General features: G+C 45.7%; 16 protein-coding genes. 10 read left to right on the plus strand and 6 right to left on the minus strand.

Going from position 1 to position 20,002, the window contains the following annotated elements:
- Positions 1–98: 98 nt before the first annotated feature.
- On the minus strand, positions 99–1,457 hold the full coding sequence (locus RMO79_RS02950) for a HAMP domain-containing sensor histidine kinase (protein ID WP_310481564.1): 1,359 nt from the start codon (positions 1,455–1,457) through the stop codon (positions 99–101).
- A gap of 78 nt (positions 1,458–1,535) precedes the next feature.
- Between RMO79_RS02950 and RMO79_RS02955 the strand changes: the two genes are divergently transcribed.
- The 3 genes from RMO79_RS02955 (at position 1,536) to sfsA (ending at position 3,326) form a co-directional block, all read left to right on the plus strand.
- Positions 1,536–1,877, plus strand: coding sequence for an Hpt domain-containing protein (locus tag RMO79_RS02955; protein ID WP_310481565.1), 342 nt, complete (start codon positions 1,536–1,538; stop codon positions 1,875–1,877).
- A 77-nt stretch (positions 1,878–1,954) separates the two neighbouring features.
- Positions 1,955–2,548: a hypothetical protein gene (locus RMO79_RS02960; protein ID WP_310481566.1), complete on the plus strand. Its 594-nt coding sequence runs from the start codon at positions 1,955–1,957 to the stop codon at positions 2,546–2,548.
- Positions 2,549–2,624: 76 nt separating this feature from the next.
- The gene (gene sfsA / locus RMO79_RS02965) at positions 2,625–3,326 is read left to right on the plus strand and encodes a DNA/RNA nuclease SfsA (protein ID WP_310481567.1); all 702 of its coding nucleotides are present in this window, start codon (positions 2,625–2,627) and stop codon (positions 3,324–3,326) included.
- On the opposite strand, the gene RMO79_RS02970 is transcribed toward sfsA, so the two are convergent.
- Genes RMO79_RS02970 through RMO79_RS02980 form a run of 3 tightly spaced genes read right to left on the minus strand, consistent with a single transcriptional unit; the run spans position 3,323 to position 5,871 of the window.
- Complete coding sequence (locus RMO79_RS02970; RefSeq protein WP_310481568.1) at positions 3,323–3,487, minus strand: hypothetical protein; 165 nt, start codon at positions 3,485–3,487, stop codon at positions 3,323–3,325. The two genes, sfsA and RMO79_RS02970, sit on opposite strands and share 4 nt — an antisense overlap.
- Before the next feature lie 56 nt (positions 3,488–3,543).
- Complete coding sequence (locus tag RMO79_RS02975; protein WP_310481569.1) at positions 3,544–5,010, minus strand: AmpG family muropeptide MFS transporter; 1,467 nt, start codon at positions 5,008–5,010, stop codon at positions 3,544–3,546.
- Positions 5,011–5,028: 18 nt separating this feature from the next.
- Positions 5,029–5,871: a HEAT repeat domain-containing protein gene (locus RMO79_RS02980; RefSeq protein ID WP_310481570.1), complete on the minus strand. Its 843-nt coding sequence runs from the start codon at positions 5,869–5,871 to the stop codon at positions 5,029–5,031.
- A 411-nt stretch (positions 5,872–6,282) separates the two neighbouring features.
- Here RMO79_RS02980 and psbA point away from each other — a divergent pair, with 411 nt between their 5' ends.
- A complete protein-coding gene (gene psbA / locus RMO79_RS02985; protein ID WP_310481571.1) occupies positions 6,283–7,365 on the plus strand; it encodes a photosystem II q(b) protein in 1,083 nt (360 codons plus the stop codon).
- 390 nt (positions 7,366–7,755) lie between these two features.
- On the opposite strand, the gene RMO79_RS02990 is transcribed toward psbA, so the two are convergent.
- Positions 7,756–8,631: an urease accessory protein UreD gene (locus tag RMO79_RS02990; RefSeq protein ID WP_310481572.1), complete on the minus strand. Its 876-nt coding sequence runs from the start codon at positions 8,629–8,631 to the stop codon at positions 7,756–7,758.
- A 225-nt stretch (positions 8,632–8,856) separates the two neighbouring features.
- Here RMO79_RS02990 and RMO79_RS02995 point away from each other — a divergent pair, with 225 nt between their 5' ends.
- The 3 genes from RMO79_RS02995 to RMO79_RS03005 are packed head-to-tail and all read left to right on the plus strand — an operon-like array spanning position 8,857 to position 12,323.
- Positions 8,857–10,161, plus strand: coding sequence for an AAA family ATPase (locus tag RMO79_RS02995; RefSeq protein WP_310481573.1), 1,305 nt, complete (start codon positions 8,857–8,859; stop codon positions 10,159–10,161).
- Positions 10,162–10,203: 42 nt separating this feature from the next.
- Positions 10,204–11,598 (plus strand): tetratricopeptide repeat protein, encoded by a 1,395-nt coding sequence (locus RMO79_RS03000; RefSeq protein ID WP_310481574.1) that lies wholly within the window; start codon positions 10,204–10,206, stop codon positions 11,596–11,598.
- A gap of 23 nt (positions 11,599–11,621) precedes the next feature.
- On the plus strand, positions 11,622–12,323 hold the full coding sequence (locus RMO79_RS03005; RefSeq protein WP_310481575.1) for a Uma2 family endonuclease: 702 nt from the start codon (positions 11,622–11,624) through the stop codon (positions 12,321–12,323).
- A 10-nt stretch (positions 12,324–12,333) separates the two neighbouring features.
- Here RMO79_RS03005 and uvrC read toward each other — a convergent pair whose 3' ends face one another.
- Entirely contained in the window at positions 12,334–14,253 is a 1,920-nt protein-coding gene (gene uvrC, locus RMO79_RS03010) for an excinuclease ABC subunit UvrC (RefSeq protein ID WP_396136507.1), read from the minus strand.
- A 280-nt stretch (positions 14,254–14,533) separates the two neighbouring features.
- Between uvrC and RMO79_RS03015 the strand changes: the two genes are divergently transcribed.
- The 3 genes from RMO79_RS03015 to RMO79_RS03025 all read left to right on the plus strand — a co-directional run.
- Positions 14,534–16,780, plus strand: a complete 2,247-nt coding sequence (locus RMO79_RS03015; protein WP_310481576.1) for a polysaccharide biosynthesis tyrosine autokinase — start codon at positions 14,534–14,536, stop codon at positions 16,778–16,780.
- Positions 16,781–17,298: 518 nt separating this feature from the next.
- Positions 17,299–19,641, plus strand: coding sequence for an ATP-dependent helicase (locus tag RMO79_RS03020; protein ID WP_310481577.1), 2,343 nt, complete (start codon positions 17,299–17,301; stop codon positions 19,639–19,641).
- A gap of 197 nt (positions 19,642–19,838) precedes the next feature.
- Positions 19,839–20,002 (plus strand): AAA family ATPase (locus RMO79_RS03025; protein ID WP_310481579.1); only part of this gene is annotated, 164 nt, incomplete at its 3' end.

Consider the following 20,002-nt stretch of genomic DNA (forward strand, 5'->3'; position numbering starts at 1 on the left):
GTATTCTATCTACATTAAATGATAACTTTTGGTAACAGGAGCGCGATTGCACTACCGATCGACTCAAAAATTTACTACTGAGCGGGGAGCGGGGAGGCTCAGGAATATGTTCGGACACTGCGGGCGCGTTTGAATGTGACAAAAACAGTCGTACCGACCCCAACTTGAGTATCGATGCTGAGTTCGCCCTGATGACTGGTAACGATCGACTCGACGATCGCTAGTCCCAATCCCGAACCGCTACTGACATCAGAAGCAGTAGCAGTTCGGGCCGGATCGACGCGATAAAACCTGTCGAATAAATGGGGCAGTGCATCTTCAGGAATTCCCATCCCATTATCTTGGACTCGGACTTGTAAGTATGGTATATTTTGGTGAGTTAGATGTTTTAATTCAATATTAATCTCCGACGGGTGTTTGCTCTGCGGCGGCGTGTATTGAATCGCATTAGTCAGCAAATTAGTAAATAGTCTGACTAATCGATCCCAATCTCCGTCGATACTAAAAACATCTAGTTTGTTATCATTCTCCGCAAGCACAGGATCGACAATCTCAAATTTCAGGTTAATTCCTCTGGCTGCTGCGGCTAATTGCTGTTCTTCGATCGTTTCCATTAATAAGGCATCGAGCGGCACTAAGCTAAATTCTGGCGTAACGATACTACTATCTTGACGAGCTAGAAATAATAAATCGTCAACCAATCTTCCCAACCGCCGCGTCAGGCGTTCGATCGTTTGGAGTTGTTGGCGTTGGTGGGGTAATAATGGTTCCTCACCGAGTGCGACTTGGACGTTGGTTTGAATAGTCGCGATCGGATTGCGGAGTTCGTGCGATGCATCGGCAGTAAACTGTTTGAGCTGCTGGTAAGATGCTTTGACTGGCTCGATCGCAATCCCCGATAAAAACCAGCCGATCGTTGCTACGCTGGCTAGTACTAATGAAGTTCCGATGGTGAGATCGACAATTAACGACTCGGTAGGCTTGGTAACTTCAAACCAAGGATGACTGACTCGTAAAAATCCGACTAAAACATTATATTTATAGACTGGTGCCGTAATTTGTCGCAAAATGCGCTCGTTACTAACGCGCACCGTCGCACCATCGAGATCGATCCAGACTGGGAGATTGAGTGGCTCTTTAAGTGTAGACCACAATAATTTACCACTCAGATTGAATAATTCCAGATCGATGCGATCGTCATCGAGTCGTCGGTCGGAATTATCTTGAAAACTCGCCGCGACATTAATCTGAAACTGACTGGGAATCCCCGGCGCATCGATACGATCGATCGTCAAAGAGCGACTGACTACTTCTACGACATGATTTAACGTATCATCGATCCGCTCGATCAGGGTACTTCGCACGTAAATATACATTGCACTGGCAAATACCAGCAACACGATCGCAGTAACGATTGTATACCAAATTGCCAAACGGCGGCGGGTAGTTTGAAACATACATAGATTAGGAGAATCGGCGATCGAGAGGATAAAATATTAATCGTAATCGGCTTACATCTCTCACGACATCATCCAATGAACGATCGCATAGACATCGACTGGGAACAACTGCATCAAGTTTCAGAAGATGACCCCGAATTTGAACTAGAGCTACTCACCATGTTGGCAGAAGATGTCAAAATTCACATCGAAGATCTCCGCCAAGCCGTCATCGATAAAGATATAGTCAAAATCGGTCATGAAGCTCATTACATTAAGGGTGCGAGTGCGAATGTCGGGATTACCAGTATTGCGGCATTAGCCAAACAAATCGAAACCTGCGCTCGCGATCGACAGCTAGCTAATATTAACGCCCCAATCGACCAAATGGCGATCGATCTCGGCTATCTCGAAACCTACATCGCTACCAGAACCTAAGAGGATATCCAGAAATACGTAGCAACATTTCGATTTGCATTAGTTCTCGATCGAACTCATCAACGATATTACCCGCCATGAGACAACCGCAGACACCACAGACAAAAAAACGGCTGTCTTTACTTAAAGATTGCCAGAATACCTACGGCGAAAACGACAAATCGGCACGCACTTCGATTCGGTGGCGCAAGCGTTGGGTAAATGGCACTTATCGTCGCAATGTCAAGCAATCGTTAGGGGAACCAGAGGCGGATTTAGATCGATTAATCGATCGCGTTAGCGAGATCGAGCGACATCCCTGGAAGAAATGTGCCGACACACCGTTGGGCGAAAAATTACTGCACGATAAAACTGGGAAAATTAGGAAATTGTTGAGTGAAGCTGTGAATATCGATCGAGATTATTTAGCCAAACTAGCACAATATTTGAACGATCGAGATCTCAAAGCTGGTAGGGTGGCAATTATCATCAGGCGCGTGCGTGCGGTTGTGCTTACACCCGCTTGCAAATCAGCTACTCTAGATCTATCGTGGGAAGATCTCGGCTTATTAGAAGATTTTCTGTGCCAAGACTTGGCAATTATTATCAGGCGAGTGCGTGCGGTTAAAATCGATCTCAATTCAGCCACCCTAGATTTGACGTGGCTAGAAGATTTTCTGTGCCAAGACTAATCAATCTTGTCCGTATTTCCCAACAGCCTCTAAATCGCCGTTCCCCAGTCCCCCAGTCTCCCATCTCCCATCTCATTTGCTCTACACCTACCCTCAGCTCTACCCCGGCATTTTAGTCAAACGGTACAAGCGGTTTTTTGCAGATATCCAGCTCGATACCGGGGAGACAATTACCGCACATTGCCCTAATACTGGCCCAATGACTGGAGTGTGTCAACTTGGCGCGCCAGTGATGGTATCATTCCAAGATAATCCCAAACGCAAACTTGCGTATACTTGGGAAACGATCTCGATCGATGGCGTGTGGATTGGCATTAATACCGCCTTGCCCAACAAGCTGGTCAAAATCGCCCTAGAACGGCAATTATTTCCCGAACTTGAAACATACCAAACAATTCGATCGGAAGTGCCCTACGGGCAAAATAACGGCAGTAGAATCGATTTTTTACTCGAAGGCGGAGCGCGATCGATCTACCTAGAAGTTAAAAATACCACTTGGTCGATCGGCGACACTGCCGTTTTTCCCGATACTGAGACTACCAGAGGTCAAAAACACCTGCGCGAACTCATCGATGTTATGCCTGAATCTGGCGCGGTGATGCTCTACCTCATCAATCGCGGCGACAAAACCAAATTTGCGCCTGGAGATACTACCGATCCGCTTTACGGTCAGCTTTTACGCACCGCAATCGCCAAGGGATTGCAAGTACTCCCTTGTCGATTTAATGTTACTACTCAAGGAGTCGAATATCTCGGACTCGCCGAACTCACGTTCTAATTTACCCGTGTTAATATGATCTGAATTAACACAGAGCCAGCTACTGGCGCGGGACCAGACATATCTGTCGGCAAGAAAATTCTCGCACTGGTGGCAACTAGCGCAAACAAAAACACTAGTAAAATCAGGAATGGGGCGACATTTTGGCGGAAGAAGGTCATGATAAATTCAAAAACTGATACAGATTAGTTATTTGTCGATTGTAACAAAAATTAATTTAGTATTCTTTCAGTGTGGTACCTAAATTTTTATCCGCTCTGGCTAAAAATACCAGTAAAATCAGACTAGGAATAATTGTCACCATACTCAACCAGAAAAAATTCGACCACCCGATCGATTTAACCACATCGCCGATCGGCGCGACAATCAATTTACTTAAAGCCATAAGGCTAGATAAGAGCGCGATCTGAGTTGCCGTGAATTGCTTATTGCACATGCTCATCAAAAACAGTCCGAATGCAGTCGATTCCATCCCCCCGCAGAAGTTTTCGACATTAATCGCCAAAATAAACAATTGATAAGAGAAGGGCGGGAGTGTAAAATTCTGACAGACTTTGGCTAAATCGGTAATTGCGGGATCGGGATTAATCGCCTGTGCCAACAGCAGGTAAAAGATAATCCCAATTGCCTGTAGACTACCAAACAGCCACAGTCCGCGAAAAACACTGATTCTCGTCAGTAAAACTCCACCTAACAAGGCTCCCACGATCGCAGCAACAATTCCCATGAAACCATTAATATCGCCAATTTGACCTTGGGTAAAACAAGCGGCTTTCAGAAACGGAATCGACATAGCACCCATCATGGCATCGCTGACTTTGTATGTAACGATGAATAGTAAGACCGAGCTGCCATAAATAAATCCCTTCCTCTGAAAAAAGTCAGCAAATGGTAGGACTACTGCATCGGTAAGCGTTGCTGGGGGCAAATCTGTCGATTCCGTCTCAGGCGCGAATAACGTAAATACCAAACCCAACAGCATAAATCCCGCCATCGCCAGATACACAGGTTGCCAAGCACCAAAGACATTTTCAAATAATTTAGACGCACCAGCAAACGCCACAATTAGGGCAACCCGATAACCTGCGGTAAAAATCCCCATCCCCACGGGAGCTTCTGCTTCAGATAATATATCTGTCCGATAAGCATCAGCGACGATATCTTGAGATGCACCCAAAAAGGCAATTATGACCGAGTTAATCGCTAATAAATCCAAATTTTTAGCAGGATCTTGTAACGCCATTGCGCCAATAGACACTACCAACAACGACTGAATAATCAGCAGCCAGCCCTTCCGCCGACCCATAAATGGCGGTACATATCGATCGAGCAGTGGCGACCATAAAAACTTAAAAGCGTATGGAAACCCTATCAGACTCCCATACCAACCAATTTTACTCAGATCCGTCCCTGCATCTGACATCCAGGATTGGACTGTTTTAAAAATGAGTAAAATTGGCAGTCCTGATGAGAAGCCGACAAATAGCAATGCTGCCATTTTTCGACTCTGAAACACTTGCAGTAATGAGTTCACAGTAGTCACCCGATTCTCCAGCCGGAGAAGCTCCGCTAACGAATTTTGATTCCCAATCATCTCACAAATGGGGTGGCCGATATATTCCGATCGGGCGATCTTCAACGACATAATGCGGATTGCAGCAGTTTTATTTTTAAAAACCAGCATCAGATCCGGTCTCAATTTTCATGATGACAATTGCTGGCTCGATCGAGGATTACAAGCCAATAGGGCATCTTCCAAATAGGTACTATCGCACCAAGTTTGTAAATGCAATAATGCGGGGTAGAGGCGATCGTCAGCCATTGCTTCCGCTGCCTGGATTGCTAATTTCCCCACTTCATCAGACATCAGTTCTGCTATCAGTTGGGGCAAGATGCGATCGTCTTTGCGATTCGCCAGCCCCGCCAATGCCTCGTCATAAATTTCGGCCGTTTCCTTATCTTGGCTATCCTCTAACAGAAACCGTTGATACAATGCCTCCCGAATCGCTGGTGTATCCACCTCAATTAATGTCCCCAACCCAAAAGTCGCCCAATCACGGACTTCTGGGCACACATCGGCAGATAACCTAATCAAACCCCAAATAGCTCGTTCGTCATCGCGTCCGCTCAATCCACTCACCACTCCATAGCGCACCTCCCAATCGGGATGTAGGCAAAATTTTAATTGTGGCTCGATCGATCGCGGATCTTGGAAATGTCCCAGTGCAATACAAATATCTCGCAAGATGAGCGGATCGAATTCCTGATTTAACATTTCTATCAGCCTCGTCACACATTCATCGGGAAAAGTTCGGTCTGGAATGCCCAACTGTCCCAAAATATCGATACCTAAAGATCTTTCCTCGATCGATATACTCTCTGTCAATGCTAACGATCGATCCAGTACCTCTCGATTTCCGCGACGCTGGAGCAAGCCCACAAAATGCCAACGCTCTTTGGTGTAATCGTCATCTTCTTCAGATGCTGCTAAGGCAAGCTGAATTAATTCGGCGGTAGATCTTGAGTCGAGTCCAATCTCTAGCATTTTTCTAATGTTGTCCAAATATGCTCTCCTTGCAGCCGTCTCGGTCTGCATCAACAGGTTGTTACTTTCCAATTTAGCCTGATGTCACAATATATCCTGCGATTGGCGATATCTCCCGATCGTCGATCGAGTGGCAATTATTGAGAGATCTGTAGGTTGGGTTGAAGAATGAAACTAGAGCATACTCAACTCAGATGTTCGGAACGAGAATCGAGTGGCTGGTAATCCTCCCATTCTGCTGGTGCAGTATCAGTTTCGAGCGAGAAATACCAGCATACATAACCAAAACTAATCACTCCCATCAGGTTAACAAAACTGAGAAAGGTTTACAAACATTAACAATCGGGTTAAATTAGACTTATACGTAAAAAACATTCCGTTCTACACAGAACAAACAGCAATCATCATCACATGACCACAACCTTACAACGCACCCAGAACGCGAACGTCTGGGAACGCTTCTGTAGCTGGATCGCCTCCACAGAAAACCGGATTTACATCGGCTGGTTCGGCGTACTCATGGTACCCACCTTACTCTCCGCTACCATCTGCTTCATCATCGCCTTCATCGCTGCTCCCCCAGTAGACATCGACGGCATCCGCGAACCAGTAGCAGGTTCCTTAATGTTCGGAAACAACATCATCTCCGGTGCTGTTATTCCTTCCTCCAACGCAATCGGTCTTCACTTCTACCCAATCTGGGAAGCAGCATCCCTAGACGAATGGTTGTACAACGGCGGCCCTTATCAACTAGTAGTATTTCACTTCCTCATTGGAATATTCTGCTACATGGGACGTGAATGGGAACTCTCATACCGCTTAGGAATGCGTCCTTGGATCTGTGTTGCTTACTCCGCACCAGTCGCAGCAGCAACCGCAGTATTCCTCATCTACCCAATCGGACAAGGTTCATTCTCAGACGGAATGCCCTTAGGCATCTCCGGAACCTTCAACTTCATGATCGTCTTCCAAGCAGAGCACAACATCTTAATGCACCCCTTCCACATGCTCGGCGTAGCTGGAGTCTTCGGTGGTTCGTTATTCTCCGCAATGCACGGTTCGTTAGTAACTTCCAGCCTAGTTCGTGAAACAACCGAAGTTGAAAGCCAAAACTACGGTTACAAATTCGGACAAGAAGAAGAAACTTACAACATCGTTGCAGCACACGGCTACTTCGGTCGTCTAATCTTCCAATACGCTTCTTTCAACAACAGCCGTTCCTTGCACTTCTTCTTAGCTGCATGGCCTGTAGTCGGAATCTGGTTCACATCTTTGGGCGTAAGCACAATGGCGTTCAACCTCAACGGATTCAACTTCAACCAATCAGTTGTAGATGCACAAGGTCATGGAATCAACACCTGGGCTGACATCATCAACCGCGCTAACTTAGGTATGGAAGTAATGCACGAGCGTAACGCTCACAACTTCCCTCTTGACTTAGCTGCTGGTGAAGCTACTCCAGTTGCTTTGACTGCTCCTTCCATCAACGGTTAATACCTTTTGATATAAGAGTTTAAGAGATTAAAACCCCCCTCACATTACTGTGAGGGGGGTTTTTGCGTTGGGGTAAGGATATTTAAAGTACAGCAACCGCCAAGGCGATTCGGACAGCACAACGATTGAAATCGTCGCTAGTGCTGCAAAGTCCGCCTCTCTTGAAAAGGTGCTTTACTTGGGGAAACCCCAAGAACGCACTTTTCGCTACGCGGACTAATATTTCAAGATCTGTAGGTTGGGTTGAAGAATGAAACCCAACACGCTCACCCAACAATCTGTAGATCTGTAGCCTCTGCCAAAATTTCTTTCTATTAGCTGACATAAATGTCAGCTCAGATGCGCTGGATGAGAAACGAAAGCCGCAAAATCCAAAATCCCATTACGATATTATTGCCACACGCGGGGATGGATGGGCGGGCTGTTGAGAAATGAAGAGCGTAGTAGATGCCAAACAGCCGTAAACCACCGACGCACCTCTGTTGTAGAGTCACCTCGATAACGACACAATAATCCTGCTGATAAGCGCGTTACGCCGATGCGACTGGGTTCGCCGGTAAATAACGATCGAGCGTTAATAACTAAGTCCTTACTAACGCCAGCATCTGCGGTCACCGAGCCACCTGGAGCGATCCAAGCTAAAGAACCGACGCTCGGATATCCAGCTAAACTATTAGCACGATCGATTGTCTCATCGCCAACTAATAACTGACGATCGATCCAGACTGGATCTCCTTGTCGATATATTTCTGTAGCAGATTTCCAGATCCCGTTGGTAAACCTTTCACCGCGTGCCGTGCGCCCGAATCGTAAAATTTCCCATCCCAGCCAGCTTGCTGTGGGTGCTAAATTTACGCGTAAATGTTGGTGAAAGATCGCTCCATCAAAGATAATTGTTTCCTGTGGCAACCATTCCAGACAAGCATTATCGCCAATATTCTGGACGATGGTTTGAGCTGCCAGATCGCCGTTACTAGTATAAATCTTCCCCGCCGCTGCTGTAGTAATAACCGCGCGAGATTCCGGCTGGAGATCGATCGCGATTTGGAGCCTGTCGCCACCGACAATTCCCCCAGCCGTATGCAAAATCGTATTGTGACAAATTGCATCACCTTCGGGATAGAACGCCCGCTGGACTTTGAGCGGGGCAATACCATAATGTTCGATCGCTTGAGTTTTGGCGAGGTGGTGGCGGTAGGTTAATTGTAACCGTCCGTGCCAACCCGATCGGGAATTATGCTCGATCTGGTTCATTGACTTCAACATCTATCATCGTGGCATTTTCCACTCTAATATCAATAACGACACCAACTCGATAATTCTGGTAAAAAATCGGTTTTTAAAAATAAATCGGCTGTAATCCGCGCCATTGCGTCACCATCTGCACTAAATCGTCGCTCTAATCTATTTTCCAAACATTACGCCAGAACCGAAATTACCTCGATCGAGATGGGTAGTTTAGAGATAGTGCTATTTTTGCCACTCCTCAGCATGACTAATTCCAACGATCCATTGCTAGCCCTCCGGGAAGCCCTGAAATTTTCCCCCGATAATATCCCCTTACGCCAACATATCGCCGATACCCTGCTCAATCGGGGCGAAGCGGCTGCTGCTGCGATCGAATTTCAACAAGCATTAGCCCTCGCGCCAGCCAATCTCGATCTCAAACTGGGTTTGGCGAGAGCCTTTTATCAGGAAGAAAAAGATTCCGCCGCGTTAGTTATTATCGAAGATTTACTGAGTTGCGGCGAGATTTCTGCCACGATTTTAACTCTCCACGCGCGGCTGCTGATGCGATCGGGTGACTCACATACCGCCGCTCAACAATTTCGCAAAGCGATTTCCCAAGATCCCAGCTTACAGGATTCCGAGTTGGTCGATCGATTAGGTGTCAGACAAGCTGAGAGTTTCCAGCCTGACACACCTACTCCCGAAGGCATCGAGAAATCGACTATTTGCTTTGAAGATGTCGGTGGAATGGAAACGGTGAAAGAAGAAATTCGCCTGAAGATTATTTATCCGCTCACCCATGCCGATATGTATCGTGCCTACGGTAAATCGATCGGCGGTGGAATTCTATTATACGGCCCACCTGGATGCGGTAAAACCCATTTAGCCAGAGCCACAGCGGGCGAAATTCGGGCGGGGTTTATTCCCGTCGGTTTGAATGACATTCTCGATATGTGGATCGGTAATAGCGAGAAAAATCTGCATCAATTATTCGACAGAGCGCGCCGAAACCAGCCCTCCGTTTTATTTTTTGACGAAGTAGACGCTCTCGCCGCCAGTCGCGCGGATCTGCGCCAAAGTAGCGGTAAACAACTCATTAACCAATTCCTCACCGAGTTAGATGGGGTGCAACATTCTAATGAGGGCGTATTGATTCTCGCGGCGACTAATGCGCCTTGGCATTTAGATACAGCCTTCCGTCGCCCTGGCAGATTCGATCGCATCCTCTTTGTACCACCCCCAGATGCTGCCGCTCGTGCCAGCATTCTGCGTTTGCAGTGTCAGGGCAAGCCAATAACCGATCTCGACTATCAATTCCTCGCCCAGCAGACAGATGGCTGTTCTGGGGCAGATTTGAAGCTAGTCGTGGATCTGGCGGTGGAGCATAAAATTCAAGCCGCAATGAAAACAGGTATTCCCCAACCGTTAACTACTAAGGATTTAAGCACGGCAGCGAGTGGGGTGAAACCTTCTACTCGCGAATGGTTTAGCACGGCGCGTAATTATGCCATTCATGCCAATCAGGATGGTAATTACGACGAGATTTTGAAATATTTGAAGATGTAATTATGGTTTCGCAATATCAAATTTAAAACCCTGTAAAACGTTATGGATAAAACACTCGATCGTGCTTGGTTATTGATGGAGAGCAATCGACTCGATCGATCGGAGCAAGAAATTCGCAAACATCTGAGCGAAAACCCAGACGATCCTCGCGCTCATACCATGCTGGCAATGTGTCTATTCGATCTATCTCGTTATGATGAAGCGATCGAATCAGGTAAAAAAGCGATCGAGCTAGTACCAGAGAATCCTTATCCCTATTGGGTATTAGGTTGTCTATACATCCGGTTACAGGAACTAAATTTAGCTGAAGAATATCTGCTCGAAGCGATCGAGTTAGATCCAGAGTATCCCGATTTCTATGCATCCTTATCAGAACTTTATTGGCTGAGAGGATGTTCTCGCGATTTTGTATATGAGGAAAGAAAAGTTTTTCTAGAAAAAGGAGTTGAAACTGCTCGACATAGCTTAGAAATCGATCCAGAACATGTTAATTCTATTTTATACTTAATAAGAAACTTATTAGTGTTTGAAGGTAATAGTCATATTCCTGAATTGATAGAGCTAGCACAAGAATTGCTTTGTCTTGCCCCAGAAAGTGCGGTGGCTCATGAAGCTTATGCTCAAGCATTAATTTATGAGACTTGGGAAAGAAGAAAAAATAAACAGGATCTGAATCGAATTTTACCAATTTTAGAAGAGTCACTTCGACTTAACCCTAATCGACCTTCCCCCAAAATACTGGCTTACGACTTGTTGAAATCTCACTATATGAGACTTTCTAGCAAAGGGTCTTTGCAGAACTTTTTCCTGATTATGGTGTTTGCGGCATTACCACTATCGATCTTGACATTTTATTTTTACAATACTTGTGGAATACAATTGTTTCCAACCGTACTTTCTGTTATCTTAACCTTCATAAGTTTGACACTCATGATAGATCTGACTCAATCTCAAATGAGAATTTGGTCGAATCTCCAGTATCGTAAATTTTTACAGCCAAACACAGTAGATAAAGTAATTTATGTGTTTTGGTTGGTGTTTGCCGTCATTGCTATTATTGGATTTACTTGGAAGATATTACCAATCGGTTTGATTAGGCTTATAACGTTATTGTTATGGATTGCTTTATTTATGGCAGGAGTATTTCTATTTTTTATTATACGTCGATCTCCTCGGTGGCGGTCAAGAAGCGGTACCATAGACCCAGACATTTCATCGGGACAAAATAGTTCTAACATCGAACATGAGAATATTAATCTAAATAACGATCTGAAAAAGAATTTACCATATTTTTTTCTTGGGATTGCAGTATTTTTTTTGACAAATGTATTATTCCCAACAAAGTCCCCAAATAAGAAGCCATTAAATCAACAATCGACTACTAATTATGTAGTTTATCCGATCGCAACTCACGATCGGTCAGATGATATAATCTAAATGTACTCATCTCTACCCTAGTTATGGTATCGCAACATCCAGCTAAGGTTTATTATCCTGACAGTGACGGCCAACCGATGGCAGATAACACCAAACAGTTTCGCTGGATCGTCACGATTAAAGAAAATCTAGACTTATTATTTGCCGCAGATCCGAACGTGTTTGTGGCTGGCGATTTGCTCTGGTATCCCGTCGAAGGTGACAACACCATTCGCAATGCGCCAGATGCGATGGTAGTATTTGGTAGACCGAAAGGCGATAGAGGTTCTTATCAACAGTGGAAGGAAGATAATATTCCGCCTCAAGTTGTCTTTGAAATCCTCTCTCCTGGAAATCGGATGGGCGAGATGGAACGCAAACGCCAGTTTTATGAACGCTATGGTGTGGCAGAATACTATATCTACGATCCAGATCGATTAGATTTAAGTGGGTGGATGCGATCGGACGATAAATTGGTACCGATTTCCCAGGGGGAAGGCTCCGCCAACGCCGCAATTGACGATTGGGTGAGTGTCAGATTGGGCATTCGCTTTGTCATGAGAGCAGGTGCAGAATTAATTATTTATCGCCCCGATGGTGAGAAGTTCATCGGGTTTGGCGAGTTAGACGAACTACGTCGCTGCCAACAGCGACGAGCCGAAAATGCCGAGCTACGAGCCGAGAATGCCGAGCGAGAAGCCGAAAGACTTGCTGCTAAATTAAGAGTATTAGGCATTGAGCCGTGATGTTGCACTCTTATTCTGGATGAAAATAACGATAAATTTCCCCAGCGATGTGAGTACCAATACCGGGAGCTTTGGCTAAATCTTCAATGCTGGCGGCTCTGATATAATCGATCGAGTGGAAGTGCGCGAGTAGTTGCTTTTGACGATGCGATCCTAATCCGGGAATATCGTCAAGATAGGAGCGGGTTTGTTTTTGGCTGCGTTGTTGGCGATGGAAGGTAATGGCAAAACGGTGCGATTCATCGCGCACCCGCCGCAGGAGTTGAACGCCCGGTTGGTCGGCTTCGGTGGGTAGTGGTAAACTTTCCCCAGGGACGAATATTTCTTCTTGTTGTTTGGCAAGGCTGATAATCGACATTTTATCGGTTAAATTTAGATCCTCTAAAACATTCATCACGGCGGATAATTGACCTTTACCACCATCGATTAAGACGACATTGGGAAAATCGGGATCTTGGGTATTGACACCGCCTGCATACTTGCGAAATCGCCGTCTGGCAATCTCGGCGTGACTGGCATAATCATCGGAATGTCCGATCGTAATTTCAGGATTTTGAATTTTATAATGGCGATAGTGTTGTTTGGCAGGTAAGCCGTCGATAAATACGACTTGAGAAGCTACCGCATTCGAGCCTTGAATGTGTGAAATATCAAACCCTTCAATCCGACGTGGTAATTTGGGCAAGCCGAGGATTTCGGCGAGATCTTCGAGGGCGTTGGCATTGCGCTCTGTTTGGCGTTGCAGGCGCGCTAGTTCGTGAATAGCGTTTTTCTCGACCATCTCGATTAGCTCGGCTTTGAGCTGCCGCTGGGGGTTAACTAGCGTTACTTTCCGACCTTTACGATCGCTTAAATAACTAGCAAGAATTTCGCCTTCGGGAAGTGGATGTTGGACTAGAATTTCGGTCGGTATTTCTACTGAGTCGGCAGCTTGATAATGAGCTTCGAGGACACTTTGGAGGATTGCCCCCAAATCGGCGGGGGATGGCTCTGGAGTTTGGAGATCTGCTGTGAGCGATTGAACTTGGGCGGTGAAACCCAATCTGCCGACTAATTTACCCGCCCGAATTTGAAATAGTTGTACGCAAGCAGTTTTAGCATCGGCAGCGAGGGCGATCGCGTCGCGGGAGATGGTATCGTCAGATAATGAGACTTTTTGGTCGGCATTGAGGGCAGTGAGGTTATTAAGCCTGTCGCGGATTAGTCCGGCTTGCTCGAAATCTAGTTCCTCAGCGGCTTTGCCCATTTGCGCTGTCAGGGTTTCGATTAATTCGCCAGTGCGTCCTTGAAAAATCATCGCTACTTTTTCGACGGTTTGGCGATACTCAGTAGGCGCAATTAAGCTCTGACACACGCCAGGGCAACGACCGAGATCGTAGTTTAGGCACGGACGATCTTTAAATAGTGGTTGGGGTCTTTGTCTGAGTGGGAATGTTCGCTTGATGGTGTACAGTACATTCCTGAGCAGATGTGCATCGGTATACGGCCCATAATATTTATCTTTACCCTTACCGAGCCGCCGATTGCGCGTGAGAAAAATCCGAGGATAGTCTTCCGACCAAGTGATGACAATATAAGGGTATTTTTTATCATCCTTGAGCAGGACGTTAAAATATGGCTGATGCTGTTTGATCAGATTGGCTTCGAGAGCCAAGGCTTCAGCTTCGCTATCGGTAACGATAAACTCAATGTCTGCTACCTGACGCACCATCATGGCAATCCGAGGCGTATGATTGCTAGCTTCGCGAAAATAGGAGCGCACGCGAGAACGGAGTTTTTTAGACTTCCCAATATATAAGATACGATCGGTCGCATCTCGCATAAAGTAAACTCCAGGTTCGGGGGGAATTTCTTGCAATCGCCGTTCCAGATGAGCAGAAGCTGAAGCGAGGTCGATAACAGCGAGATTTAGTAAATTTTCTTCTAGCACGAATGGTAACCCTCTGCAATAGCGATCGACACAATCCCAGCATTCTTACTGAATAAATATAACATTGTCACCCTCGTGTATAGAACGATCTTCTCAGTACGGAGATCCTCATTGCCTTTAATTACTCAATTCGATAGTATTTGCAACTAATCGATGTTATCGATCGACTCAATTAGTCGATCTAGCTGGGTTGATTTACGTTTAAATGCGGATACGAGTAGCTAAAGTCACAGTGTTAGAATATGAAGGAGTATACACACAGTCACCCGCACAAAGCATTATGGATGAAATTGCACAATATTGGCTAGTACTCAAACGTCGTTGGCTACCTGCTTCGTTAGTCTTTGCTCTTACTACTGCGTTAGTAACGATCTGGACTTATCAGCAAGTGGAAATATTCCAGGCCAAAGGACAGGTTATCCTTAAAAAGACTAACAAGACTAGTGCCTTGTTGAGTAGTGCGACCAATGCTGCTGGCGGAGCGATTGGTGAATTAGATGGTTTAACCGGGAGTACGCCCGTCAACACTCAAGCCGAAATTCTCAAGTCACTAACCACAATCAATGGCGTAATTAAAGAATTAAGCGAGGGTAAATACAAAAATAGACCAGAGAAAAAGCGTCTAGACAAATTTGTCGCTAAATCTGATTCTTTCGTTCAACAATTAAAAGTCAGTAGCATTAAAAACACCGATATTCTCGAAGTCACCTTCCAAGATCCCAGCAAGGAGTTGTCACGAGATGTGGTAGAGAAAATCATGGAAGTTTACATCCGTGACGACCAAAAGAATCAACGCCGCGAGGCAGAAGCCGCACGTAAATTCGTCGCTCAAGAACTGCCTAAAATCGAAGGTGAAGTCAAGCTGGCTGAAAACGATCTCCGCTTGTTTAAAGAGCAGTACAATGTTGTCGATCTGCCAACAGAATCTGTCAAAGCGGTCGAGACGATCACTAACCTCAATAAAGAAATTACTTCTGCTTCTGCCCAACTAGCCGCTGAAACCTCTAGATTGGAAGGACTCAAGGCATTATTTGGCGGTAGAGATGCTCAAGCTACCATTCAATCCGGACTAGTGAGCGAATCGCCAGGATTGCAGAAATCTCTCAAAGAACTGCAAGAAGTTGAAGCCAAAATCGCGATCGAAAAAACTCGGTTTAGCGATAACGATCCGAGCATTCTCAATCTCAAAGAAAAACGTCAAGCCCTAGTTGAAATCCTCCAAAAACGGTTCAAACAGAGCTTAGTTGGCGACAAGCAGTTCCAAGGTAAAATCGTCGAACTACAGCCATCGGGGATTCAAGGTAACCTGATTGCGGACTTCGCTAAGAGCGAAGCGCAACGGACCAGCTTACAAAAACAGATTTCCGCATTGGTATATGTCGTCGATGCTTACAAGCAACGGATGAACGCACTACCCAAACTAGAACAACAGCAAAACGCCCTCGGACGCAAGCTCGAAACTACGCGGACTAACTACAAAACGCTCTTGAGCAAACTCCAAGAAATCGAAATTGCCGAAAACCAAACCCTCGGTAACTCTAGAATTCTCACCCATGCCGAGTTACCCCAAGAAGCTCTCTCTCCCAAAAAGCTCCAAAACATTGCCATCGGCGGTTTCTTAGGTCTATTTTTAGGTGCAGCCACAGCCTTCTTACTCGATGGTACCGACAAACGGATTAAAACATCCGAAGAAGCCAAAAACCTCTTACCTGGTTACCCCATCTTGGGACAAATTCCCGTATTTGAAAAAATGCGTCAATTGCCCAAACTCGGTAAAGGTGCCCCCAGAACTCCAGGTCAACTGGTGTTAACAGGGATGACTACGGGCATTGAGGGTGAATCCTTCCGGATGTTGCAAACTAACCTGCAATTCTTGAACGCCGATGATAGCCTCAAAGTAGTCGTAGTATCTAGCTCGCAAGCTGGGGAAGGTAAATCGACTGTTGCCGCCAACCTCGCCCTCGCAGTCGCCGAACTCGGTAAAAAAGTGCTGCTCGTCGATGCAGATATGCGGAAACCCGCTCAACATCTGATCTGGAGACAAAGCAACTACGAAGGACTCAGCAATGTCCTCAGCGGACAGTGCGACCAAAAAGCCGCTACTCACGAAATTCAGCCTAACCTGTTTTTACTGACTGCTGGTGTCGTACCGCCTAACCCCGTCATCTTAATCGATTCCGTCCAAATGAGCACGCTCATCGGTCAGTGGTCGCAAGAGTATGGTTTGGTAATTATCGACGCGCCACCATTAACTGTAGCTGCGGATGCGGCAATTTTGGGCACTCAAGCAGGCGGATTGGTATTCGTCCTCCGTCCGGGTGTTGCGGATAAAGAATCTGTAGATTACGCTCAAGAAATTGTCACTCAATCCAAACTTAAAGTATTGGGAATGGTACTCAATGGTGTCGATCTCGATAAGCAGAGCCGTTACAATCATTACTACTACTCGTCTCAGACGGCTAGAAGTGAAGAAGGAAATGTGGGTTCTAAGTTATTGACTGGTACTACTACCAATCGCACTCGCTAGACTCACGTCTTACACTAGTTAGATTGAATCAATTTAATCGATAAATAGAAATAGGGTGTGAGGTTGCTCACACCCTATTTCTATTAAGCTTAAAGATAAGGTCGCCCATCGCCTATTCCCTAACTTCCATAGCAGGAGTCTCGTATTTAATGTAAGTTTCTCCTGTGCGAGCGACCCAAATCACGCGGAGGTTCCCTCCGCATGTGTTTGGGTCAAGACAGAGGCTGTGCCAAAGGGTTAAGGATTTCCAATCCATGATTCCTAGCTTCGTTTCTGCACCGCCCTGAACTGGAAGTGTATCCTTCGGATAGGCTTCGCCAACGGGCTAATAGCTCAAGTTCTCTAAAGAGAACTGCCAAATTGATTAGTTCACTGAAGTGAACTTTTGCTATTAGCCCGTGCTTGGTGCGCTATACCGTCGGGAAACAAAGGCGTGCGCGCATCCGCAAATTCATTTCAGGGCGGTGTTTGAGCGAAGCAAATCGATTTTCCTTATCCCGAACTCACCTTATTTAGCCATGCCCACTCTATCCGCGCTCCATTCGGACAATATTACCCAATCTCAAGCTGAAATTATCGCCCGCTGGCGGTCGGGATTGCGTTTGGGGCAGCGGACATTAGCAGACTGGCGGGGGGGACTACTCGCAGTATCGGCAGTGCCTGGAGCGGGGAAATCGCACAGTATGGCGGTAGCTGCCGCGATTACTATAGCCAACCAAAAGTTGCATCAACGGCATCAGTTAGTAATCGTCACCCTGACTCGATCGGCAGCAGCGAATATTAAGGATAAAATTAAGAATTGTCTGAAGGAATTGGGCTTACCGCCGATCGGGTATAGCGTAAATACAATCCATAGTTTGGCATTGAGTATTGCTAGCAAGCATCCAGAGCTATCGAAGTTAGATTTAACAGATCGCACTCTGGTGATGCCATCTGTCAATCATAAACTGATTGAGGAGACCGTTCAAAGTTGGTTGAGTCGGTACCCTAATAGTTACCGCCAGCTTTTACTCGGCGAAAGCTTCGATGGTGAAGAGACAGAGCGATTGCGCCGTCAGTCGGCATTACGGACGGAAATATTACCCAGCTTGACATTTACCGCCGTCCGCGAAGCCAAAAGTTCGGGCTTATCGCCAGCAGATTTGTGGGAGATTGCTAAATTATATCCCGATCGATACGATATTTTGAGTATTGGGGCTGGACTCTACGAGGCTTACCAAGAGCTGCTAATTAGTAAAAGTTATTCAGACTACGATGAGATGATCGTAGGGGCATTGCGGGTGATGCAAGACCCCGCCGCGCGACGATTGTGGCAGCAACAGGTTTATGCGGTATTTGAAGATGAAGCGCAGGATTCTAGTCCCCTTCAAGAAAGATTATTGCGTCAATTAGCCGGGATTCCCAATTCACCAGAACTTCCGCCTAATTTAATTCGGGTGGGAGACCCTAATCAGGCGATTAATTCTACCTTTACCCCTGCCGATCCTCGGTATTTTCGGGAGTTTTGCCAAGAGTGTAGCGAGGTTGTCGATGTAGATAAAACGTCAAGGCTGGAAAAAATGGAGCAAGCCGGACGCAGTACGCAGATAATTATGGATACTGCCAATTTTGTGCTGGATTGGGGGAATGAATTGCTCCAGCCACCTGCGGCTGATGCTGAGGGAGCCAGCCAACTGGAATCTCACACCGAATCGGTATTTTGGCTGCAAACTATTCGTCCGGTATCGCCTGGAGACGCGCAACCAAATCCAATCGCCCAAGATAATGGGGTAGAATTACATACACCGATCGATGTTTATGAATCGGTTCGATCGATCGAGCAAAAATTGACAACGTTATTTAAAGCCAATCCTGGGGCAAATGCGGCAATTTTAGTCCGTGAAAATCGACAGGCAAAATTTATATTCGATCGATTATCAGATTGGAAACGCTTACATCCAGACATTAAAATCTTTGAAGCCGGGGAAGGAGATCGGACTTCTAAAATCCCTGGCGAAATTTTGGCGTTAATGCAATTTATGACGCGACCGCATTCACCAGAATACCTTAAATCCGTACTCAAAATCTTATTAAATCGCAAATTAATCGACGCTCAAGATCTCGATGCACTAGCGGTATTCCCCGAACGGTTCCTCTATCCGAGTATTCTAGAAAACCCCCAGACAGAGACAGTATTAAGAGCGCGAGATTTGTGCTGTGAATTATTACGTGCTAGATTGAGTTTACCACCCGATCGACTGATTAGTTATTTAAGCGATCGATTGAACTATCAAGCCAGTGAATTAGCTACAGCAGATAAATTAGCCGATCGGATTTCGATGCAAACATACGGGCGCAGCTCGATTTATAGTACGATCGAAGTGCTGCAAGAAATTGTCACCACCGAAGGCTTTGAAAATATCGATGATGGTTCGGAATCTCGCTATACAGCTTCGGGACAAGTCACGATTATTACCATGCATAAAGCAAAGGGGTTAGACTGGGATTATGTATTTATTCCCTTTTTAAACGATCGCATTCCCGGACAATTATGGACTCCGCAAGGTGCTAAATTTTTAGGCGATTTTAGCTTGGCAGAAGTCGCTCGTGCCAAAATTCGCGCTCATTTACACCACCAGTCTTTACCGACACCTAAAGATGCTTGGAATCTGGCAAATTATCTCAAGCAAGGCGAAGATTTACGTCTATTATATGTCGCAATTACTAGAGCCAAAAAGTTATTATGGTTGGCATCAGAAAAAGAAGCTCCCTTTTTATGGAACCGATTTAATTGGCAACAGGGAGATAGATTGCAAGACAGTAAACCCTCACCATTATTTACTGCTTTATGCAAGCAATTTCCGCAGTTGGTAAAAAGATAAATAATTTATGACTAGATCCTATTTTGCCTACGATCTATTAATTATTTTAACCGCAGAGGCGCAGAGGACGCAGAGAATATAAGATCGAGGACTAGATGTAATTTAAACTTTTAACTGTCTCGAACAGGTGCTTTGCTTAGAGCACTTACTTTCTTCTCCCCGCTCCCCGCCCCCCGCTCCCCCCTCTCATCAATCTTGTGTTTTTAAATCGTCTCCATCTGCGTAATTTTCGGAACTATCAGGAGCAGGAAATTGTTTTTTCTGCCCCTAAAACTATTTTACTTGGAGATAATGCTCAGGGTAAATCTAATCTTTTAGAAGCAGTAGAATTATTATCTACACTTAAAAGCCATCGAGTCAC

The sequence above is a fragment of the Chamaesiphon sp. VAR_48_metabat_403 genome, assembly GCF_031422475.1.
Taxonomy (GTDB): domain Bacteria; phylum Cyanobacteriota; class Cyanobacteriia; order Cyanobacteriales; family Chamaesiphonaceae; genus Chamaesiphon.

What these genes read in the sequence shown, in the direction of transcription:
- RMO79_RS02950 (WP_310481564.1), bottom strand. Translation starts at nt 1,457, where the DNA reads ATGTTTCAAACTACCCGCCGCCGTTTGGCAATTTGGTATACAATCGTT.
- RMO79_RS02955 (WP_310481565.1), top strand. Translation starts at nt 1,536, where the DNA reads ATGAACGATCGCATAGACATCGACTGGGAACAACTGCATCAAGTTTCA.
- RMO79_RS02960 (WP_310481566.1), top strand. Translation starts at nt 1,955, where the DNA reads ATGAGACAACCGCAGACACCACAGACAAAAAAACGGCTGTCTTTACTT.
- RMO79_RS02970 (WP_310481568.1), bottom strand. Translation starts at nt 3,487, where the DNA reads ATGACCTTCTTCCGCCAAAATGTCGCCCCATTCCTGATTTTACTAGTG.
- RMO79_RS02975 (WP_310481569.1), bottom strand. Translation starts at nt 5,010, where the DNA reads ATGCTGGTTTTTAAAAATAAAACTGCTGCAATCCGCATTATGTCGTTG.
- RMO79_RS02980 (WP_310481570.1), bottom strand. Translation starts at nt 5,871, where the DNA reads ATGCTAGAGATTGGACTCGACTCAAGATCTACCGCCGAATTAATTCAG.
- psbA (WP_310481571.1), top strand. Translation starts at nt 6,283, where the DNA reads ATGACCACAACCTTACAACGCACCCAGAACGCGAACGTCTGGGAACGC.
- RMO79_RS02990 (WP_310481572.1), bottom strand. Translation starts at nt 8,631, where the DNA reads ATGTTGAAGTCAATGAACCAGATCGAGCATAATTCCCGATCGGGTTGG.
- RMO79_RS02995 (WP_310481573.1), top strand. Translation starts at nt 8,857, where the DNA reads ATGACTAATTCCAACGATCCATTGCTAGCCCTCCGGGAAGCCCTGAAA.
- RMO79_RS03000 (WP_310481574.1), top strand. Translation starts at nt 10,204, where the DNA reads ATGGATAAAACACTCGATCGTGCTTGGTTATTGATGGAGAGCAATCGA.
- RMO79_RS03005 (WP_310481575.1), top strand. Translation starts at nt 11,622, where the DNA reads ATGGTATCGCAACATCCAGCTAAGGTTTATTATCCTGACAGTGACGGC.
- RMO79_RS03015 (WP_310481576.1), top strand. Translation starts at nt 14,534, where the DNA reads ATGGATGAAATTGCACAATATTGGCTAGTACTCAAACGTCGTTGGCTA.
- RMO79_RS03020 (WP_310481577.1), top strand. Translation starts at nt 17,299, where the DNA reads ATGCCCACTCTATCCGCGCTCCATTCGGACAATATTACCCAATCTCAA.